At 70.8% G+C, this 21003-nt stretch carries 16 protein-coding genes; 10 read left to right on the forward strand and 6 right to left on the reverse strand.

What is annotated here, in order from left to right:
• The first annotated feature begins 52 nt into the window (after positions 1–52).
• A complete protein-coding gene (locus AAID08_RS16005; RefSeq protein WP_395756606.1) occupies positions 53–1597 on the forward strand; it encodes an MFS transporter in 1545 nt (514 codons plus the stop codon).
• A 102-nt stretch (positions 1598–1699) separates the two neighbouring features.
• On the opposite strand, the gene AAID08_RS16010 is transcribed toward AAID08_RS16005, so the two are convergent.
• Entirely contained in the window at positions 1700–2320 is a 621-nt protein-coding gene (locus AAID08_RS16010) for a TetR/AcrR family transcriptional regulator (RefSeq protein ID WP_395756607.1), read from the reverse strand.
• A gap of 126 nt (positions 2321–2446) precedes the next feature.
• Here AAID08_RS16010 and AAID08_RS16015 point away from each other — a divergent pair, with 126 nt between their 5' ends.
• The 3 genes from AAID08_RS16015 (at position 2447) to AAID08_RS16025 (ending at position 6446) form a co-directional block, all read left to right on the forward strand.
• Positions 2447–4693 (forward strand): TonB-dependent receptor, encoded by a 2247-nt coding sequence (locus tag AAID08_RS16015; protein ID WP_395756608.1) that lies wholly within the window; start codon positions 2447–2449, stop codon positions 4691–4693.
• A 1-nt stretch (position 4694) separates the two neighbouring features.
• Positions 4695–5885, forward strand: a complete 1191-nt coding sequence (locus tag AAID08_RS16020; protein WP_395756609.1) for an MFS transporter — start codon at positions 4695–4697, stop codon at positions 5883–5885.
• Positions 5886–5978: 93 nt separating this feature from the next.
• Positions 5979–6446, forward strand: coding sequence for a MarR family winged helix-turn-helix transcriptional regulator (locus AAID08_RS16025; RefSeq protein WP_026384857.1), 468 nt, complete (start codon positions 5979–5981; stop codon positions 6444–6446).
• A gap of 111 nt (positions 6447–6557) precedes the next feature.
• Here the strand turns inward: AAID08_RS16025 and AAID08_RS16030 are convergent, their stop codons facing one another.
• The 4 genes from AAID08_RS16030 to AAID08_RS16045 all read right to left on the reverse strand — a co-directional run bounded on the left by AAID08_RS16030 (position 6558) and on the right by AAID08_RS16045 (position 12761).
• On the reverse strand, positions 6558–7874 hold the full coding sequence (locus tag AAID08_RS16030; protein WP_006385090.1) for an MFS transporter: 1317 nt from the start codon (positions 7872–7874) through the stop codon (positions 6558–6560).
• A 209-nt stretch (positions 7875–8083) separates the two neighbouring features.
• Entirely contained in the window at positions 8084–11032 is a 2949-nt protein-coding gene (locus AAID08_RS16035; protein WP_395756610.1) for a c-type cytochrome, read from the reverse strand.
• Positions 11029–11559, reverse strand: coding sequence for a (2Fe-2S)-binding protein (locus AAID08_RS16040; RefSeq protein ID WP_175166887.1), 531 nt, complete (start codon positions 11557–11559; stop codon positions 11029–11031). Before AAID08_RS16040 ends, AAID08_RS16035 begins: the two co-directional genes overlap by 4 nt.
• Positions 11560–11603: 44 nt before the next feature.
• On the reverse strand, positions 11604–12761 hold the full coding sequence (locus AAID08_RS16045) for an FAD-dependent monooxygenase (protein WP_064528902.1): 1158 nt from the start codon (positions 12759–12761) through the stop codon (positions 11604–11606).
• Positions 12762–13075: 314 nt separating this feature from the next.
• Between AAID08_RS16045 and AAID08_RS16050 the strand changes: the two genes are divergently transcribed.
• The 6 genes from AAID08_RS16050 to AAID08_RS16075 are packed head-to-tail and all read left to right on the forward strand — an operon-like array spanning position 13076 to position 19672.
• Positions 13076–13909, forward strand: coding sequence for an alpha/beta fold hydrolase (locus AAID08_RS16050; RefSeq protein WP_054502378.1), 834 nt, complete (start codon positions 13076–13078; stop codon positions 13907–13909).
• Between the two features lie 35 nt (positions 13910–13944).
• The gene (locus AAID08_RS16055) at positions 13945–15018 is read left to right on the forward strand and encodes a 2,5-dihydroxypyridine 5,6-dioxygenase (RefSeq protein ID WP_175166886.1); all 1074 of its coding nucleotides are present in this window, start codon (positions 13945–13947) and stop codon (positions 15016–15018) included.
• On the forward strand, positions 15015–15659 hold the full coding sequence (locus AAID08_RS16060) for an N-carbamoylsarcosine amidohydrolase (protein ID WP_175166885.1): 645 nt from the start codon (positions 15015–15017) through the stop codon (positions 15657–15659). The genes AAID08_RS16055 and AAID08_RS16060 overlap by 4 nt, the downstream gene beginning before the upstream one ends.
• A gap of 29 nt (positions 15660–15688) precedes the next feature.
• Positions 15689–17989: a molybdopterin cofactor-binding domain-containing protein gene (locus tag AAID08_RS16065; RefSeq protein WP_395756611.1), complete on the forward strand. Its 2301-nt coding sequence runs from the start codon at positions 15689–15691 to the stop codon at positions 17987–17989.
• Positions 17986–19020, forward strand: coding sequence for an XdhC family protein (locus AAID08_RS16070; RefSeq protein ID WP_336236282.1), 1035 nt, complete (start codon positions 17986–17988; stop codon positions 19018–19020). The genes AAID08_RS16065 and AAID08_RS16070 overlap by 4 nt, the downstream gene beginning before the upstream one ends.
• Positions 19021–19027: 7 nt before the next feature.
• Positions 19028–19672: an NTP transferase domain-containing protein gene (locus tag AAID08_RS16075; RefSeq protein WP_395756612.1), complete on the forward strand. Its 645-nt coding sequence runs from the start codon at positions 19028–19030 to the stop codon at positions 19670–19672.
• A 19-nt stretch (positions 19673–19691) separates the two neighbouring features.
• Here the strand turns inward: AAID08_RS16075 and AAID08_RS16080 are convergent, their stop codons facing one another.
• Positions 19692–20978, reverse strand: a complete 1287-nt coding sequence (locus AAID08_RS16080; RefSeq protein WP_395756613.1) for a cystathionine gamma-synthase family protein — start codon at positions 20976–20978, stop codon at positions 19692–19694.
• Between the last annotated feature and the right edge of the window lie 25 nt (positions 20979–21003).

Genomic DNA, 21003 nt, shown 5'->3' on the forward strand with positions numbered 1-21003 from the left:
TCTTATCCATGCTTCATAGATTGAAAATGTCCGGCGTTACAGGAGTCAATGCATGACGCAGCGCAATCCCTCCCCCGCTGTCGCCGCGCCCGCGCCGGGTCGCTGGCTGGTGCTGGCCATCGTTTCCAGCGCCCTATTGCTGATCGTGGTCGACATGACCGTGCTGTACACCGCCCTGCCTCGGCTCACGCACGAACTGGGCGTGACGGCCTCGTCCAAGCTCTGGATCGTCAACATCTACGCGCTGGTGGTGTCCGGCCTGCTGCTGGGCATGGGCACGCTGGGCGACCGCCTGGGCCACAAGCGCCTGTTCATGATGGGCCTGGCCGTGTTCGGCGCGGCCTCGCTGGCGGCGGCCTATTCGCCCAACCCCGCGGCGCTGATCGCGGCGCGCGCGGTGCTGGCGGTGGGCGCGGCCATGATGATGCCGGCGACGCTGTCGATCCTGCGCCTGACCTTCGCCGACGAGCGCGAGCGCGCCATCGCCATCGGCGTCTGGGCCTCGGTGGCCTCGGGCGGCGCGGCGCTCGGCCCGGTCATCGGCGGCATCCTGCTGGAGCACTTCTGGTGGGGCTCGGTGTTCCTGATCAACCTGCCGATCGTGCTGCTGGCGCTGCCGCTGGCGCGCCGCTACATCCCGACCGGCCAGCCGGACCGCCAGCGCCCCTGGGACCTGGTCGGCTCGCTGCAGGTGATGGTCGGCCTGATCCTGACCGCCTATGCGCTCAAGGAACTGGGCCGCGCCCAGCCGTCCTGGCTGGACGCCGCGCTGGCCTGCGCCGGCGGCGCCGCGATGCTGTTCATCTTCGCCCGGCGCCAGCGCGCGCGGCCCCATCCGCTGATCGACTTCGCCATCTTCCGCAACCGCAGCTTCAGTTCGGCGGTGGCCTCGGCGCTGTTCGCGGCGGCGGCGCTGCTCGGCATGGAGTTGGTGTTCAGCCAGCGCCTGCAACTGGTGCTGGGCATGTCGCCGATCCAGGCCGCGCTCTATATCCTGCCGCTGCCGCTGGCCGCGTTCATCGCCGGCCCGCTGGCCGGCTGGCTGCTGCCGAGGGTGGGCAGCGCGCGCCTGCTGTTCGTCTCGCTGCTGGTGTCCGGCCTGGGCATGGGCGGCTACCTGTTCAGCTACGACGGCGCGCTGGCGGCGCAGATCGCCAGCCTGTGCGTGCTGGGTGTGGGCATCGGCGCCACCATGACCGCCGCGTCCAGCACCATCATGCAGAGCGCCACGCCCGAGCGCGCCGGCATGGCCGCGTCGATCGAGGAAGTGTCGTATGAACTGGGCGGCGCGCTGGGCGTGACGCTGATGGGCTCGATCCTGTCGGGCGTCTACGCGCACACGCTCAACGTGCCCGCCGGCCTGCCGGCAGCCGGGGCGGGTGCGGCGCGCGACAGCCTGGACGAAGCGCTGGTGGTGGCCGAGGGCCTGTCCAGCGACACAGGCGCCGCGCTGGCGCGGCTGGCCCGCGACGCGTTCGACGCGGGCTACGCGGCGGTCATCGCCACCGCCACCGTGCTGCTGCTGGCCACCGCGTTGCTGGTGCTGGTGAACCGCTGGCGTGGCGGCGCCAAGGTGTCCGCCCCCGCGCCGCGCTGAGCCGCCGTTGCAGGCCCGGCCTGCGGGCGGTCATGCACCAGTGCGAAACGCGTTGGAAGGTCGCTGCACCCCGGGCCTGTCAATCACGAAAAGAAACGGCCACTAGGCCGCATCGCCCGGGCGCCGCGCCCCCACCAGGCTCAACACGTACTCCAGGAACGCGGCCTCGTCCGGCATGGCGCCGCCGCCCGCCGCGATGGCGTCGGCCACTTCCAGGTGGCTGTGCAGCCAGTACTGGATCAGCGCGCCGGTGGTGATCATGGCCTGCCCCGCCGGGATGTCGGCGCGCACGAAGCCGGCTTTCTGGGCCTGCGCGAAGACCGGCACGAACAGCCGGTTCAGGCGTTCGGAGCGCGCCCGGCGCTCGGCTTCCTGCGCCCCCATCACGCGCCAAAGCTGGAAGCGCAAAGCGGCCGGGTGCATCTTCCAGTAGCGCAGATAGCTGCCCACCATGTCAGGCACCGTGCGCGCCGTGACGGGCTGGCGCGTGATCGGCTCGATCGCGGCCAGGAAATCCTCGGTGATGCATTCCCCCACCTTGGACCAGAGGCTTTCCTTGTCCTTGAAATGATGGTGGATCAGCCCGGGCGAGACCTTGGCTTCCTGCGCGATCAGCCGCATGGTCGAACCGTCGAAACCCAGGCGGGCGAACAGCGTCAGCGCCGATTCCAGGATCACGTCGCGGGCGTCGGGCGTCGTGTATTGCGAGCGCAGCTCTGTCATGCCGAGGGTCTCCATCGTTGCGGCAACCGGCATGTTACGGGCGCGAAACGCATTGATCAATTGACTGACCAAACGTTTAGTCAATAGAATTGCGACAAATTCTCATTAACCACCCTGGAGTTTGTCTTGCCCCCGTCACCCGCGCTCCCGCGCTGCCGCCTGTGCCGTCCCCTGCTGCTGGCGTTGTCGCTGACCCTGGCCCCGTTCTCAACGCGGGCGCAAACGCCTCCCGCAGCCGCCTCCGACGCTGCGTGGGCGTCGACGACGGCGTCGGAGGCCGCTTCCAACCCGCCCCGGGCCGGCGCCACCGAACTGCCCGCCGTCACCGTGACCGCGCGCCGGCGCGAGGAAAGCGCGCAGGACGTGCCCATCGGCATGACCGTGCTGAACGGCGAGCAATTGCGCGCCGACGCCGCGCCGCAGGCCGGCAACGCCGGCCTGGCGCGCTCGGCGCCCAACCTGGCGTTCACCGACACGGGCGGCCAGAATTCCAACGTCTTCACCATCCGGGGCGTGGGCTCGTTCGCGCCGCTGTCGCCGGACGACACCTCGGTGGTGATGTACGCCAACGACGTGCCGCGCTCCGTCTACGGCGCGCCGCCGACGCTGCTGGACGTGAACCGGGTCGAGGTGCTGCGCGGGCCGCAAGGCACGCTGTTCGGCCGCAACACGCAGGGCGGCGCCATCAACGTGATCGCCAACCAGCCGGTGTTCGACCGCGAATACACCATACGCGGCGAGATCGGCTCGCACGGTCACCGGCTGGGCGAACTGATCGCCAACGAGGCCCTGTCGGACACCGTGGCCGCGCGCCTGGCGCTGCGCTACACCACGGTGGACGGGACCACCCCCAACCTGGCATCAGGCGGCAAGGACGGCTGGGCCGACGTGGGCGCGGCGCGCGCCACGGTGCTGTGGACGCCCGGCGCCAACACCGTGGTGACGGTCACCGGATCGCACGACCAGCAGAAGGCCGCCGCGCCGCGCTTCGTATGGCTGCAGAACCCGCGCTTTCCGCAGACCGCCTCGGATCCCGAGAACAAGATCGACTGGAAGGACAGTAGCGCCAGCGTCAAGGTCGAGCACGAGTTCGAGCACTTCACCCTGACCTCGCTGACCAGCTACCTGGATTCGCGCTCGCGCCAGGCCTTCGACCTGACCGACGGCCTGATCTATTCGGCGATGACCGGCCGGCCCGCGTCCGTGTACAACGTGCCCTACGCCGACTACGCCGACATCCGCTTCCAGGAACAGAGCTGGCAACAGGAATTGCGCCTGAGTTCGCCGGAAACCAGCGCACTGGGCTGGACCGTGGGCGCCAACTACTTCCACTCCAGCTTCCGCAACGACACCACCGCCAAGGCCTCGCCAGCGGCGTTCAACTTCCAGACCCAGAACGGCACCCAGGCCAACCGCATCAAGACCGACAGCGCCTCGCTGTTCGGCGAGGCCAGCGTGCCGCTGACGCCGAAACTGAAGGCCCTGGCTGGCCTGCGCTACACGCACGAGGCCAAGGACGCGCGCTACCGCTACACCGGCAACGGCAACCCCGCGGTGGTGGCCAACTTCCGCCAGCACGACACGCTGTCCGACAATTTCGTCACCGGCCGCACCGGCCTGTCGTATGACTGGAGCGACGCGCTGATGACGTACGCCACCGTGTCGCGCGGCTATGTCTCGGGCGGCTTTGCCGGCGTGTCCGTCAACACGCCGACCGGCAAGCCGGAAACGCCGTTCGAGGCCTCGACCAGTTGGACCTACGAACTGGGCTTCAAGTCGCAATGGTTCGACCGCCGCCTGGACCTGAACGGCTCGGTATTCCTGAACGAGGTCAAGCGCGGCCACCTGATCGTGTTCAACCCGTCCGCCCTGCTGTTCACGCCCGCCTCGCTCGACTACCGCAGCAAGGGCGCCGAACTGGAATTCGCGGCGCGCGTGCATCCCAACGTCAAGCTGATCGGCGGCGCCGGCTACACCCATGCCGAACTGGTCTCGGTGCCCGCCGGCAGCGCCACTGGCGCCCAGTCGGGCAACCGTGTGCCCAATGTGCCGCGCCTGACCGCCAATCTGGGCGTGGAAGTCGAGGCGCCGGCGCGACCGCTCGGCCTGCCCGGCCAGCTCAACGGCCAGATCGTCTGGCAGCACGTCGGCGCGCGCGCGGCCGACGTCAAGGAAAGCTTCACCCTGCCCGCCTACGACGTGGTCAACCTGCGCGCTGGCTGGCGCGACGGGCCGCTGGAAATCTATGGCTTCGTCTACAACCTGTTCGACAAGCGATATCTGGTGGCGGGCCAGAGCTGGGGACCCACGGTCAGTTCTGTGCGGTTGGGACAGGAACGACTGGCGGGCGTCGGCATGAGCTGGAAGTTCTGACATGCGGACCGGCCAACCCGCCGCGCCCTGGGCGCGCCTGGCCGCCATCGCGGCCCTGTACGTGTCGCTTGGCGCGGTGCTCGGCTTCGTGCAGGGCGGCGTCGGCCCGATCATGCGCGGCAAGGGCCATGCGCTGACCTCGATGGCGCCGGTATTCGCGCTGTACCTGCCGTTCGGCGTGACCTTCCTGTGGGCCCCGCTGGTGGATCGCTGGCGCCTGCCCTGGCTGGGCCGGCGCAGCGGCTGGATCGTGGCGGCGCAGGGCCTGGCGGTGCTGCTGGTGGCCGCGATCGCGCTGGGCGGCGCGTTGCCGCTGGCAGCGCTGTTCGGGCTGGGCCTGGCCGCGACGCTGGCGGTGGCGACCATGGACGTGGCGCTGGACGCCTGGACGGTCGAGCACATTGCCGACGCCCATCGCGGCGCGGCATCGGCGGCCAAGGTCGGCGGCCTGTCGCTGGGCGCGGTGCTGGGCGGCGGCGTGCTGGTCGGCCTGTTTCCCCGACTGGGTTGGGAAGGCGCGCTGCTGTTGCTGGCCGCCCTGATGGCGTTCGCGACGCTGCCGGCCTGGCGCCTGCCCGACCACGCCGCGCCAGCGGCGGCGCGGCAGGCAAGGCCGGGCCTGCGGGCCGCCCTGCGGCAACCGGCCATGGCCGGGCGCCTGCTGCGCATCAGCCTGGTCACCTGCGCGCTGATGGCGCTGTTCAACCTGAACCGGCTGATGCTGGTGGACCTGGGCGTGCCGCTGGCCCGCATCGGCTGGGTGTTGGGCGTGGCCGCGCCGCTGGCCAACCTGGCGATGGCCCTGGCGCTGCCGGCGGCGCTGCGGCGCTGCGCCCCGCGGCCCTTGCTGTGGGCCTTGCTGGCGGCCACCGTGGCCGGCGCGCTGGCCATCGTCATGGCCTTGTACATCGGCCACGCCGACCTGGCCATCGCGGCCTCGATCGCGATCAGCGCCTGCGTCAGCGGCCTGTACATCGTCATGGGCGGCCTGATCCTGGGCTGGGCGGCGGGCGGCCAGGCCGCCACCGACTACGCGCTGCTGTACGGCCTGGGCCGCTTCGTCGGCACGCTGGCGCTGCTGGGCATGCCGGCATTGATCGCCCTCGTCGGCTGGCCTGCGTTCTATGCGCTGGCGGCCGCCTGCGCGGTGCTGGCCGTGGCCTGCTTCATGGCGGCGCTGCGAAAAACCTGATCCCTGTCGGCACAAAGGCGGCAAGCCCCGTAAACTTCCGGACATCCCATTGAGATAGATCATCGTACCCAGGGTATGGCTTCGGATAGGCTTATGCGAAATGTGAAAAACAAGTCCGCCCCCGACAAGGACAGCTATTTGTTCTCCGACCAGATTGGACACCTGCTGCGGCGCGTGTACCAACGGCATACCGCCCTGTTCCAGCAGTACATCCCCGACTCGCAGTTGACCGCGGCGCAGTTCGTCGTGCTGTGCTCGGTGCGCGACAACCAGGGCAGTTCGCTGGCGGATATCGTCAAGGCCACGGTCATCGACCAGGCCACGGTGCGCGGCGTGGTGGACCGGCTCAAGCAGCGCGAGCTGGTGCGGGTCGACCACGACCCGCACGACCGCCGCAAGGTGGTGATCAACCTGACCCCGGTGGGCCAGGAGCTGGTGCGAAAAATGGAACCCTTCGCCCTGCAGATCACCGAAAGCACCTATGGCACGCTCAATCCCGCCGAGCGCGTGGCGCTGGAATTCCTGCTGCGCAAGATGATCGAGGGCGACGCCGGGGAATGAGGCGTCCGGGCTTCCGGCGTCCGGGCGTCCGGCGTCCGGGCTTCCGGCGTCCGGGCTTCCGGCGTGCGAGCGGCACGCGTCCTCCCGGATGCGCGCCGCCCTTCTGACGGATCAGTCCAGCGCGCGGTTGCGCGACTCGACGTCGACCGCCCGGATCGACAGCGCCGCGGCCAGCAGCATGGCCGCCAGCACCGCAAGCGCCAGCGTGAAGTGGGTGGCCATGATGGGCGCGATGATGGCCGGCGCGAACAGGCCGCCAAAGCGCGCCACCGCGCCCGCCAGCCCCATGCCGCTGGCGCGCAGGTCGGTCGGATAGACCTCGGGCGTGAACGCATACAGCGCGCCCCAGGTGCCCAGCAGCGCGAAGCTCATGAGCAGCGTCGAGCCGACCACCAGGAAGCTGGAGGTGCCCAGGCTGTACAGCATGCAGCCCACCGCGCTCAGGATCAGGAAGCCGACCAGCGTGGGCTTGCGGCCCCAGCGCTCCACCCCGTAGGCCGACAGCGCGAAGCCCGGCAACTGCACCAGCGCCAGCAGCACCAGGAATTCCTGGCCGCGCATGAAGGCGAAGCCCTGGCTGCTGAGCTTGATCGGCAGGTAGACGAACACGCCGTAGTAGGCGATGGAGATCAGCGCCCAGGCCAGGCACAGCGCGATGCTGCGGCGGCGCAGCGCGTTCGAGAACAGCGCTGACAGCGGCTTGCGCTCATGCAGTTCCGGCTTGAGCTCGGGGATGTCGGTCGGACGTCCGTTGACGCGGGCCACGCGTTCGAGCACCTTGCGCGCCTGCCCCGACTTGCCGTTGCGGTTCAGGTACATCGGCGACTCGGGGATGTAGAAGCGCAGCACCACGCCGATCAGCGCCGGCAGGCCGGTGACGAAGAAGATCACGCGCCAGGCATCGTCGCCCCACGACAGCGCGGCCAGGGCCAGCAGCGCCAGGCAGATGGTGCCCAGGGCCCAGAACGATTCCAGCAGCACCAGCCAGCGGCCGCGGCGTTCGCTCGGCAGGAACTCGGCCATCATGGTGTAGTCCACCGGCAGCGTGCCGCCGACACCGATGCCGGTGACAAAGCGCAGCAACAGCAGCCAGGCGAAGTCCGGCGCGAAGGCCGAGGCCACGCCGGCGCAGGCGTCGATGACCACGGCCATCATCAGCACCGGGCGGCGGCCGATGCGGTCGGCCAGCCGGCCAAACGCGAAGGCGCCGATCAGCATGCCGACGAAGAACGCGGTGCCGGTCTGCAAGGCCTCGGGCACCGGAATGCCGAAGGTGCGGGCGATCGAAGGCGCGCTGAAGCCGATCGACAGCACCTGCATGGCGTCGGCCAGCCAGACCAGCCCGAAAATCATGAACAGCCGGTACTGGAACTTGCCGACGCCGGCGGTCTTGATGCCTTGTTCCACCGTGATGAATGAAGCTGACATATGCGTGATTCCCTTTGTGTGCCGCGCGCGGGATCCGCGCCTGGAAAGGCGTCGGGCCCCGGTTCGGCGCATGGCCGGCTTCGCGGATGCGAAGGTCGACCGCGCCCCTCGGCGCCGGACAAGCGTCGATGGAAAACCGATGCGCGCGATGTTGTGTCGCGAGGCGCGGCCGGACCCGCCATGGGCCGATCCGCTGCCCCGTCTTCCCCTTACTGCTGCTGCGCGTGCTGGCGCAGCCTGCCTATGGTCGTCGTGTCAACTGGCCAAGCCTCTTCCTCCGGCGCGAACCGCGCGCGCAAATAGTCGATCAAATCGCCGATCTGCCTGTCGTCCAGGCTGTTGCCGAACGCCGGCATGTAGCCCAGGGCATCGTCGGCCGGGGCCTGGATGCCATGGAGGATCACCTGGATCAGGTTGTCCGGCGATGCGGCGTGCAGATTGGTGTTCTGGCCCAGCAGGGGCTTGACCCCGAACAGGGTCGGCCCGCTGCCGGCCTCATGGCAGACGGCGCAGGCGTTCTGGTAGATGCGTTCGCCGCTGGCGCGGCGCAGCGTGATGGCCTCGCTGACAGCCGCGGGCGCGGGGACCGCGGTGTTGGTGGCGGCGGCGGTAGCGGTCGTGGCCGCCGGGGCGGACACAACGCTGGCCGACGCGGCGGCGCTTGCCGTGGCCGTGGTCGTGGCCGTGGCAGTCGCCGTCGCGCGCGCCGACGACGGCGTCCGCCCCGGCACCGCCATCAGATAGGTGACGATGGCCTTCAGGTCGCTGGCCGGGAGTTCGGCCAGGCCATGGATCACGGGTGCCATGGGGCCCGCGGCCACGCCATGGCGCGGCGAATAGCCGGTGCGCAGGTACTGGAACAGTTCCTCGCCCGACCAGGCCCGCTCGCCCGTGGCCAGACGGTTCAGCGCCGGCGCGTTCCAGCCCTCGGCCTGGCCGCCGGCCAGGTAGGCCAGGCCGCCCTTCTCCGCGCCCAGCGCGTTGCGCGGCGAATGGCAGGCGGCGCAATGGCCCACGCCTTCCACCAGATACGCGCCGCGATTCCATTCGGCGTCCTGCGAGGGATCCGGCGTGAATGGCTTGGGATCGTGGAACAGCAGGTTCCAGCCGGCCAGCAGCGGCCGCAGGTTGAACGGAAAGCCCAGCTCGGTGCGCGGCGGCGTCGCCGCCACCGCGGGCTGCGACATCAGGTAGCCGTACAGCGCCTGCAGGTCGGCGTCGCTGAGTTTGGCATAGGCCGTGTAGGGAAACGCCGGATACAACTGGCGGCCGTCCTGGTGGATGCCCTGGCGCATCGCGCGTTCGAAGGCCGCGTATGACCAGCGGCCGATGCCGGTCTGCGCATCGGGAGTGATGTTGGTGGAATAGATCACGCCGAACGGGGTCTCCAGCGCCAGGCCGCCGGCGTTGCGGGCGCCGCCCGGCGCGGTGTGGCAGGCCACGCAGTCCCCGGCCGCCGCCACCAGCCGGCCGCGCTCGATCGCCTGCGCCGAATACAAAGAAGCGTCGGGCCCGGCCGTCAGCGGCAGCGCCGGCTTCAGCGGCCACAACGCGGTGGCCATGGCCGCCAGTCCGGCCGCGCCGGCCGCCAGCCAGCCCCAGCCCCGGCGCAATGCGCCCTTCCCGCCGGCCGTGCGCCGGTCCGCCAGCGCCAGGCGCAACTGGCCGGCGTCAAACGGCGCCTGCCGCAGGCGCACGCCGGTGGCGTCCTGGATGGCGTTGGCGATGGCGGCGGCGGCGGGCAGCGTCAGCACGCCATCCACGTCCAGCCGTCCTTCGCGCAACGGGCCGGGCACGTCCGGCGCCGCGATGGCGACCGCATCCAGGCCCGCGGTCGAGGGCATCGGTTCGGCGCCGCGCCAATCGTCGAACGCCGCCGGGCCGGCAATGAGGCGGCGGGCATCGGCCAGCCGCTCGGGTTGCTGGCGCGTGATGGCCAGCCGCGTGGTCGCGCCTTGCGCCGCGCGCAGGTCCTGGCTGTCGTGGCCGGCGACGACGCGCGTCACCTCGATGCGCCCGGTGGCGGGCTGGATCGCCACGTCGGCCACCCAGGCGCTCCAGACCATCTGCGCCGAACCATCCTCGGCCTCGCAGCGGACCTGCGCCGTGGCCAGGCCGGTGCCGCGCAGCAGGCCGTCGGCGGCCGACGTGGCCTCCTGCGCCGTGGCCGCCTGCGCCTGTTCCACCACCTGGCGCGCCAGTTCGCGGCCGCGATCATCGGCCATGTGCCGCAGCCGCCAGCCCACCGGATCCTCGCCCGCCGCCAGCGCCCGCTCGTGCCACAGGCTTTCGCCGGCGAACACCTGGGCCGCGTTCAATTCGTCGATGCTGGCGTGCGGCAGATCCCGCGATGCCGCAGGCGCCAGCACCGGGCTGTCGCCCTGCACCGTGGCCTGGCCGCAGGCCTGGGCGTGACCGGGCCGCGCCAGCAGGCGCGCCAGGCTGGGGCGCACGGCCCAGGGGTGGCGCGAACGCAGCGCCGGCCCCGCCGCCAGGTCCGCCTCGCGCAACGCCAGCGTGGTCGCGGCCGCCGGCCGGCAGGCCACGCATACAGGCCGCCCCACCGCCTCGGACAGCAGCGCGGCGTCCGCGGCGGCGTCCAGCAGATCGAGCGCGTGCGGCGGCAGGCCGGCCTCGGCCGCGCCCTGCGGCCAGTCGGCCAGGCGCACCGCGTGCCCGGGACAATCCATCAGCGCCGCCAGCTCGCGCCGCAGCCAGGCCTGCGAGGCGGGCGCCGGCGGCGGCAGCCACAGCGTCAGTCGGCCGTCCAGGTACCAGGCCGCGACACGCGCGCCGGACGCCGTTTCAGTAGATCGCCATAGATACTCACGCTGGTCGTCCGGATCCACTTCCGAACGGATCACGGTTGCCTCGCGCGCAGGCGGGCCATCGCCGCGCCACACGGGCGCCATGCAGGCCAGCGCCTGCCGCGCATGCGCCGGCGTCACCGCCACCACGCCGACAAAGTGCTCCCGCCGCACTACGGCCACCACGCCCGCCTGGGCCCGCGCTTGCTCCAGGCTCACGCTCTCGAGCGCGCTGCCGCGATAGCGCGTGCCGTCCCAGCGGGCCGCGGGCGGGCACAGAGCCAGTCCATGCAGCAGATCGGACGGCGGCGCGATGGCGCCCGCCGAGGCCTCGGGCAGCAACGCGCTCATGCGCCAGCCCCTTCGCACCCGCGCGGCGCCGCCTCGGCCCGCAATTGCACCGCGCGCAACGCCGCCTGCATGATCTCGACATGCGTCCCGCAGCGGCACAGGTTGTGATGCAGCTCGCTGCGCAGCGCCTGCTCGGACGGCGCCGGGTCGCGGCGCAGCAGCGCCTCGACCGTCATGATCATGCCGTTCAGGCAATAGCCGCACTGCGCCGCCTGGCATTCGATGAAGGCGCGCTGCGTCGGCCCGGGCCGCTCGCGCGAACCCAGGCCTTCAAGCGTGGTGATCTCGCGCCCTTGCGCCGCCCTCACCGGAATCACACAGGACCGCGCCGCCACGCCGTCGATCAGCACCGTGCAGGCGCCGCACTCGCCCAGGCCGCAGCCGTACTTGGGCCCGTTCAGGGCCAGATCGTTGCGCAACACCAGCAGCAGCGAGGTCGCCGGCGGCGCCGCCACGCGCACGACGCTGCCGTTGACCTTCAGGCCGATCGGCTCGGCGGCGGGCGGGGTGTTGGCGGGATGTCCCATGGTGTGCGTGGCGAAGGTCTGGTGGATGAAGGACGGCGGGCGCGTCAGGCCGCCGCCTTGGCCTTCGGTTCGACCAGCGGCTCGCTGAACACGTCGTAGCCGAAACACCAGCTCGGGTCCTCATTGGTCCGCAGCCAGGTGTTGTCGTGCGAAATGCGCTGCACCTTGCTGGCGCGCTCGGCGCGGTTGGCTTCGTACAGCGCGAAAGCCAGTTCGTGATTATGCGCCCCGACTTCCTTGAAGCAACGCACCAGCATCGCGCCGTCCTCGATGGCCATGGCCGCGCCCTGCGCCATGTGCGGTTTCATGGGGTGGCAGGCGTCGCCCAGCAGCACCAGGCGGCCGCGGCTCCACAGCGGCAGCGGGTCGCGCTCCAGCAGCGACCACTTGGTGACCTCGACGGTGGCGTCGATCAGCGCCTGCACCGTGGGATGCCAGCCCTGGAAGGCTTCGCGCATTTCGTCCTTGCTGCTGGGCAGCCAGCGGTCGTTCAGGTCCCATTGCTCGACCGGCACGCCGGTCACGTAGTAGAGCTCGTCGGCCTTGCTGGTGACGAAGTACGTCATCATGTGGCGGTCATCGGTCCACCACTTCACGCAGGCGTCGAACGGCAGCATGCCGGCCTTGACCTCGGGCGTGGGGAACACCGCGCGGTGGGCCAGGTAGCCGGCGTACTTGGGAGGCTCGGGCCCCAGCAGCGCCTCGCGGATGTGGGAATTGACGCCATCGGCGCCGATCACGATGTCGGCATGCTCGACGCTGCCGTCGGCAAAGCGCATCTCGACGTCGTTGCCGCGGTCGGTAACGCCGACCAGGTGCTTGGAATACGCCATCACGCGCTCGGGCAGCGCCTCGATCAGCAGTGCGTGGAAGTCGCCGCGGTGCACCGTCAGGTACGACGCGCCGTAGGTCTTGACGGCGTAGTCGCCCAGCGGAATCTGCGCCAGCACGTCGCCGGTCAGGCCGTGGCGGCTGTACCAGTAGTCGGGGTGCGACCCTTGGGCGTTGAGCGCGTCCTCGATGCCGATGCGGCGCAGGATCTTCATGACGTTGGGACCGACGTGGATACCGGCGCCCAGCCGCGAAAAACTCGGCGCCTGTTCGTACACGCGCACGTCGAAGCCTTCCTGCAGCAGGAGCGAGGCGGTGGCGGCGCCACCGAGGCCGGCGCCGATCACGGCGATGCGGGGGGATTTAGACAAGAGGCTCTCCTACTTTTCTATGCATACACTCTATTTTTTCCAGATGGAAAACCGCACCATCGTGGATCCGAAACTGTTCGCCTGCGTCCAAAACAGTGCATTTTTATGCACATATAGGTAAAAACCACTATGAACATCGGCTTTGCGATTCACCTCGCTGTTTGCAAGAATAGAGCGTCTACACTGTTTTTTTAATTTATCGAAAACCCTAAGATGGATCCGCGCTTCACGTCATCACGCTCGATCCGCGCCCTGCGCGGGGCAAGCAATGACCGTCGGATCCCGTCCTGGCATCGACCCACCCGGAGCACGGCATGAGCCAACCATCCAGCACCTTCCTGTACGGCGCCAACGTCCACGCCAACGGCATCCGCCAGCACTACCTGCGCTACGGCGGCGCGGACGGCGCGCGCGCCGAACGCGACGCGCTCATCCTGATCCCTGGCATCACCAGCCCGGCGGTCACCTGGGGCTTCGTGGCCGAGCGCCTGGGCCGGCGCTACGACACCTATGTGCTGGACGTGCGCGGCCGCGGCCTGTCCAGCGCCGACCCCGGCCTGGACTACAGCCTGGACGCGCAGGCCGCCGACGTGCTTGCCCTGGCGCAGGCGCTGGGCCTGCAGCGCTACGCCCTGATGGGCCATTCCATGGGCGGACGCATCGCGGTGCGCGCGGCACGCAGCCAGCCGGCCGGCCTGACGCGGCTGGTCATCGTCGACCCGCCCGTCTCCGGCCCGGGCCGCCGCCCCTACCCCGCCAAGCTGGCCTGGTACGTCGACTCGATCCGCCAGGCCACGCACGGCATGGATGCCGAGGCCATGCGCGCCTTCTGCCCCACCTGGACCGAGGAACAGCGGCGCCTGCGCGCGCAATGGCTGCACACCTGCCACGAGCCCGCCATCGTGCGCAGCTTCGAGGACTTCGGCCGCGACGACATCCATGCCGACTTGCCGCGGGTGCGCGTGCCGCAGTTGCTGATGACCGCCGAGAACGGCGGCGTGGTCGGCGACGAGGACGTGGCCGAATGGCAGGGCCTGGCGCCCGACACCCTGCACCGGCGCGTGCCCGCCGCCGGCCACATGATCCCGTGGGATAACGAGGCCGGCTTCCACGAGGCGCTGGGCGACTTTCTCGAGCCGCGCGGCTGAATCCCCTTTTCCCCCTTACCGGACAGGAGTCCGCCATGCCCGTCAGCGACATCGACCTGATCCGCGCCTGGAAACAGGTGCTCACGCTTTCCCGCCTCGAAGCCGGCCAGACCGTGACCGTGCTCACCGGCGCCGACACCCATCCGCAGACGCTGCGCTGCGCCATCGCCGCCGCCGGCGACATGGGCGCGCGCGTCAACCGCCTGGATCTGCCGCCGGTCAACGGCGAAAAATCCCTCAGCCGCGACTCGCTGGCCTACCTGGGCACCACGCCGCTGACCGGCAACCCCGCCGCCATCGCCGCGCTCAAGGCCAGCGACCTGGTGCTGGACCTGATGACGCTGCTGTTCTCGCCCGAGCAGCACGAGATCCTGCAGGGCGGCACCAAGATCCTGCTGGCGGTCGAGCCGCCCGAGATCCTGTGCCGCCTGGTGCCGACCGAGGCCGACCGCGCCCGCGTGCGCGCGGCCGCCGCGCAAATCGCCGAGGCAAGCCAGATGCGCATCACCTCCCGGGCCGGCACCGACCTGCAATGCCGCCTGGGCAGCTTTCCGGCGATATCCGAATACGGCTTCGTCGACGAACCGGGGCGCTGGGACCACTGGCCCAGCGGCTTCGTGCTGACCTGGCCCGACGAGGGCCACAGCAACGGCCAGGTGGTGCTGGACCGCGGCGACATCCTGCTGCCGATGAAGGACTACGTCACCGACCCGATCACCCTCACCATGGAACGCGGCTACGTCACCCGCATCCAGGGCGGCCTGCAAGCCGAGGTGCTGCGCGACTACATGGCTTCGTATGAAGACCCGGAAGCGTACGCCGTCTCGCACATCGGCTGGGGCCTGCAGCCGCGCGCGCACTGGTCGATGCTGGGCCACTACGGCAAGGAGACCCACATCGGCATGGACGCCCGCGCCTTCGAGGGCAACTTCCTCTGGTCCATGGGGCCCAACAACGAGGCCGGCGGCCAACGCACCACCGCCTGCCACATCGACATCCCGATGCGCCATTGCACCGTGACGCTGGATGATCGCGCCGTCGTCATCGACGGCGTGGTGCAGGACGAACCCGGGCTGGCGCGCGCCGCCCGCCGCAAGGAGCTGGCATGACCACCACCGTTCCCGCCGGGGATATCTCGGCCTATGCCCGCCAGGGCTTCGGCACGCCGCTGCCGCTGAAGGCGCCGTTCGGCCTGCTCATCATCGATTTCGTCAACGGCTTTGCCGACCCCGGCGTGTTCGGCGGCGGCAACATCCCGCAGGCCATCGAGCGCACCCGGACGTTGCTGGCGCATGCGCGCGAACAAGGGTGGCCCGTGGCCCACAGCCGCATCGTGTTCTCGGACGACGACGCCGACAGCAACATCTTCTGCCTGAAGGTGCCGGGCATGCTGACCCTGAAGGAAGACAGCCACAACAGCGCCATCGTGCCGCAACTGGCGCCCGCGCCCGGCGAGTACGTGGTGCGCAAAAGCACGCCGTCGGCGTTCTACGGCACCATGCTGGCGCCGTGGCTGGCGCAGCGCGGCGTGCAGACGCTGGTGGTGGCCGGCTGCGTCACCAGCGGCTGCGTGCGCGCCAGCGTGGTCGACGCCATGCAGGCCGGTTTCCGGCCGCTGGTGGTGTCCGACTGCTGCGGCGACCGCGCGCTCGCGCCGCACGAGGCCAACCTGTTCGACATGGCGCAGAAGTACGCCGCCGTCATGCCGCTGGATCAGGCGCTGGCCGACATCGGCGCGCTGGCGGCATAATCCTCGATCGGCCCGCATCGCCTTCGCCCATGAACCTGCCCCATCCCCGCGCGCTGCACGACGCGCTGCTGACCCACCCCAGCGCGCTGCTGGTCGTGCGCGCGCCGACCGCGCCGCCTCGTCCGGCGCCCGGGCAGCCGGGTGTCGTTTCGGATTACGTGCAGGACACGCCCGAGGTCTTCGTGGCGGTGCTGGCCGATGATGCCGCGCCGGACGGCTGGCGCGCGCTGGCCTTCAACGGTCACGTCGACCTGGGCACCGGCATCCGCACCGCGCTGGCGCAGATCGTGGCCGAGGAACTGCACGTGCCGATGGCGCGGCTGGAAATGGTGCTGGGCCACACCAACGCCACCCCCAACCAGGGGCCCACCATCGCCAGCGCCAGCATCCAGATCTCGGCCGCGCCGTTGCGCCGCGCCGCCGCCCAGGCGCGCGAGCGCCTGCTGGCGCGGGCCGCGCGGCAATGGGGCGTGGCGGCGGACACGCTGCGCCTGCGCGACGGCGTCGTGCGTCCCGCCGATGCGGGCGACGAACGCGCCCTGCACTACGGTCAACTGGTGCAGGGCCAGCACACCCGGCTCGAGCTGGCCACCGATGATTCCCAGGTGCGGCTCAAGCCGGCCCGCGACTACACCGTGGTCGGCAGCGCGGTCGCGCGCGTCGACATTCCGGCCAAGGCCACCGGCGAACTGAGCTTCGTGCACGACGTGCGCGTGCCCGGCATGCGCCACGGCCGCGTGGTGCGCCCGCCGCACCCCGGCCGCGACGCCGGCGACTTCATCGGCCGCTGCCTGATCAGCGTCGACAGCGATTCCGTCGCGCACCTGCCAGGCCGCATCCAGGTGGTGGTGCAAGGCGATTTCATCGGCGTGGTGGCCGACCGCGAGGAACAGGCCGAAGCCGCCATGCGCGCGCTCAAGGTGCGCTGGAAGCCGGTGCCGCCCGCGCCCGCGCTCGACGACCTGGCCAGCGCCATCCGCGCCAACCCCGCGCGCCGCCGCCTGCTGCTGGAGGAAGGCGACGTCGAGGCCGCCTGTGCCGCCGCCCCCGTGCACCTGCGCCGCACCTACGTCTGGCCCTACCAGATGCACGCGTCCATCGGGCCCTCATGCGCGGTGGCCGACCATCGCGACGGCCGCCTCACCGTGTGGGCCGGCACGCAGAATCCGCACATGCTGCGCGCCGACCTGAACCGCCTGCTCAAGCTGGGCGAGGACCGCATCGAGATCATCCGCATGGAGGCCGCCGGCTGCTACGGCCGCAACTGCGCCGACGACGTCTGCGCCGACGCCGCGCTGCTGTCGGCCGCCGTCGGTACGCCGGTGCGGGTGCAACTGATGCGCGACCAGGAACACCAGTGGGAACCCAAGGGCACGGGCCAACTCATGGACGTGGCCGCCGCGCTGGACGACGAGGGCCAGTTGCTGGCCTATGACTTCGAGGTGCGCTATCCGTCCAACGACGCGCCGCTGCTGGCGCTGCTGCTGACCGGCGCCGTGCCGGGCGAGCCGCGCGTGCTGGAAATGGGCGACCGCACCGCGGTGCCGCCCTACCGCTATGCCAGCCGGCGCATCGTCTGCCACGACACCGCGCCGCTGGTGCGCGCCTCGTGGCTGCGCGGCGTCTCGGCGCTGCCCAGCTCGTTCGCGCACGACTGCATGATCGACGAGCTGGCCGAGGCGGCCGGGGCCGACCCGGTCGCGTTCCGGCTCAGGCACCTGGACGACACGCGCGCCATCGCGCTGCTGGAGGCGACCGCGGCGCGCGCCGGCTGGCGTGAACGAACGCCCGGCAGCCGCGGCACGCCCGATGCCGACGGCCGCCTGCATGGCCGTGGCGTGGCCTACGCGCGCTACGTGCACAGCAAGTTCCCCGGCTTCGGCGCCGCCTGGGCCGCCTGGATCATCGATCTGAGCGTGGACCCCGTCAGCGGCCGCATCATCCTCTCGCGCGTGGTCGTCGGCCAGGACACCGGCATGATCGTCAACCCCGATGGCGTGCGCCACCAGATCCATGGCAACATCAACCAGACCCTGAGCCGCTGCCTGCTCGAGCGCGTGCAGTTCGACGCGGCCGGCGTGGCCAGCCGCGAATGGGGCGGCTATCCCATCATCGGTTTCAAGGACCTGCCGCCCATCGACGTGCTGCTCATGCCGCGCCAGGACCAGCCGCCCATGGGCGCCGGCGAATCCGCCTCGGTCCCCGGCCCGGCGGCCATCGCCAACGCCCTGTTCGACGCCACCGGCAGGCGCTTCCACCAGGCGCCCTTCACCCCCGACGTGGTGCGCGCCGTCCTCGCCCATCCAGACCGCTCCCCGAGGTCCGCATGATTGATATCGACACCTTGGTCCTGCAGCAGGCCGCGCAATGGCAGTGTGACGGCGTGCCCGCATGGCTCGTCACCGTGGCGCGCACGTGGGGCTCGGCGCCGCGGCCGCCGGGCGCGCTGATGGCCCTGAACGCCCGCGGCGAGGTCGCGGGCTCGGTGTCCGGCGGCTGCATCGAGGACGATCTGGTGGCGCGGGTGCGCGCCGGCGCGGCCCCGGCGGCGCGGCCCGAGGTGCTGCGCTACGGCGTGCACGCCGACCAGGCGCGCCAGTTCGGCCTGCCCTGTGGCGGCACCCTGGAATTGGTGATGGAGGCCATCGGCCCCGCCAGCCAGTTGCCCGCGTTGCTGGAACACTGCCTGCGCCGCGACTGCATCGAGCGCGAACTGGACCTGGCCACCGGCGCCGTCAGCCTGCGCCCCGGCCCCGCCGACGGCCTGCCGCGCCTGACGGCCGCCACCTTCACCTCGTATTTCGGCCCGTCGGTGCGGCTGATCGTGATCGGCGCCGGCGACACCAGCGCCTACCTGTGCCAGATCGCGCTGACGCTGGGCTTCGAGGTCATCGTGTGCGATCCGCGCGATACCCAGTCGCCAGCCTGGACGATGCCGGGCGCGGTTCACAGCCGCGAGATGCCCGACGACCTGATCCTGCGCCTGCGGCCCGACCGCCGCACCGCCGTCATCGCGCTGAGCCACGATCCCAAGCTCGACGACCTGGCGCTGATCGACGCTCTGCAGTCGCAAGCGTTCTACGTCGGCGCGATCGGCTCGCGCCGCAACAGCGACGCGCGCCGGGCGCGGCTGCGCGAGCATTTCGACTTGAGCGCCCCCGACCTGGCGCGATTGTGCGGCCCCGCCGGCGTTTACATCGGCAGCAAGACGCCCGCCGAGATCGCGCTCTCCATCATGGCCGAGATCGTCGCCGCCAAGAACGGCGTGGCGCACGGCGCGCTCGACAGCGTGGCCGCCGGCAAGACGCGCGACGGCGTCCGGATGGCCCCCGTCGACCTGGCCGGCGCCTGCTCCACCTGATCGCGTCATGCCCGCCCCGATCGCCGCCATCATCCTCGCCGCCGGGCGGGGATCGCGGCTGGGCGGCCGCGCCAAGCCGGCGCTGCGCATCGACGGGGTGAGCCTGCTGGAACGGCTGGCCCGCAGCCTGCGCGAGGCGGGCGTCGCGCCGGTGCGCGTCGTCATCGGCCCCTACGCGGACGTCCTGGCGCCGCTGGCGCGACGCGCCGCGATCACGCCGCTGGCTCAGGCGCGGCCGGACGCCACGCTCGCCGACTCGCAGCGCCTGGCGCTGCGCGAACACGCCCGCGCCCATCCCGACCATGACCTGCTGCTGGTGCTGGCCGACCTGCCCCTGCTCGACGCGAGCGCCATCGCCGACCTGCTGGCGCAATGGCGCGCCTGCGCGCCGGGCACCGACAGCCTGCGTCCGCGCATCGCCGGCGCGCCCGGCCATCCGCTGCTGCTGTCGGCCGCCGCGGCGCGCGCCGCCGACGCGCTGCCGGCCGGCGTCGGCTTGCGCCAATGGCTGGACCCGCGCAGCGGGCGCCATGCCGTCTTCGACAGCGCCAACCGCGCCTACGTCACCGACCTGGACACGCCCGCCGACCTGGCGGCGCTGCGCGACGCGCTGGCGCCCGCGCGCGTCGACTGGCCGCCCGAAACGGTCTGACGCCGCCCGCCGCCGCGCCTCAGGCCACGCTGCGCATGGCCTGGTCCATGTCGGCGATGAGGTCTTCCTCGTGCTCCAGGCCAATGGAAATGCGGATCAGCCCTTCGGACACCCCCGCCGCGTCGCGCTCGGCCGCCGGCACGCCCGAGTGGGTGGTCGAGGCCGGATGGCACACCAGCGATTCGGTGCCGCCCAGGCTCACCGCCGACTTGAACAGCCGCAGCGCATTGATGAAGCGGAACGCCTTGGCGCGGCCGCCGTCGAGCACGAAGGCGAAGGTCGAGCCCGGGCCGGCGCACTGGCGCTTGTAGACCGCCTGATAGGTTTCGTCGGCGATGGTCTCGGGGTGATAGATGCGCACCTTCTCGTGCGGATTGCCGGCCAGCCACTGCGCCACGCGGGTGGCGCTGCGCGCGGCCTGCTTCATGCGCAGCACCACGGTCTCCATCGAGCGCGTGATCATCCAGCACGAATGCGGATCGAGCTGCGAGCCGAAGGCGCTGCGAATGGCCCGCACCTTCTTGATCAGGTCCTTGGCGCCAGTGACCGCGCCAGCCACCAGGTCGCTGTGGCCGCCCACGTACTTGGTCAGCGAATACACGCACAGGTCCACGCCATGCTCGGCCGGCTTCTGGAAGATCGGGCCCAGCAGCGTGTTGTCGCACACCGATATCGGGCGGTAGCCGTGGCGCGCGGCGAACGCGTCGAGCTCGGCCTTCATGGCCTGGAAGTCGATCAGCGCGTTGGTCGGATTGGCCGGCGTTTCCACATAGAACAGCTTGACCGGCCCCTTGGCCGCGGCCGCTTCCAGCGCCTCGCGCATGCTTTGCGCCGACAGGCCGTCGTGGATCGGGTGCGAGCCGATGCCCCATTCCGGGAAGATCTTCGCGATCAACGTCTCGGTGCCGCCATACAGCGGCACCGACTGCACCAGTTGGTCGCCCGGGCGCAGGAACGCCAGGAACACCGCGCTGATCGCCGACATGCCGCTGGAGGTCACCGCGGCATCTTCCGAGCCGTCCAGCAGCGACAAGCGGTCTTCGACGATTTCCAGGTTGGGATGATTGAAGCGGCTGTAAACCAGCCCGGCCGACTCGCCCTGCGGCAGCGGCTTGCGGCCCGACACCAGGTCGAAGAACTCGGCGCCGTCCTCGGCCGAACGGAAGGCGAAGGTCGAGGTGAGGAACACCGGCGGCTTGACCGCGCCCTCGGACAGGAACGGATCGAAGCCGTACGACATCATCTGCGTTTCGGCGTGCAGCGGACGGCCGGAGATGTCTTTCTTGTGATAGCTGGAATAACTCATGGCGTGCCTCTCTCGATGGGGGAAG

It is taken from the genome of Achromobacter sp. EB05 (genome assembly GCF_044232075.1).
Lineage (GTDB): Bacteria > Pseudomonadota > Gammaproteobacteria > Burkholderiales > Burkholderiaceae_B > Achromobacter > Achromobacter dolens.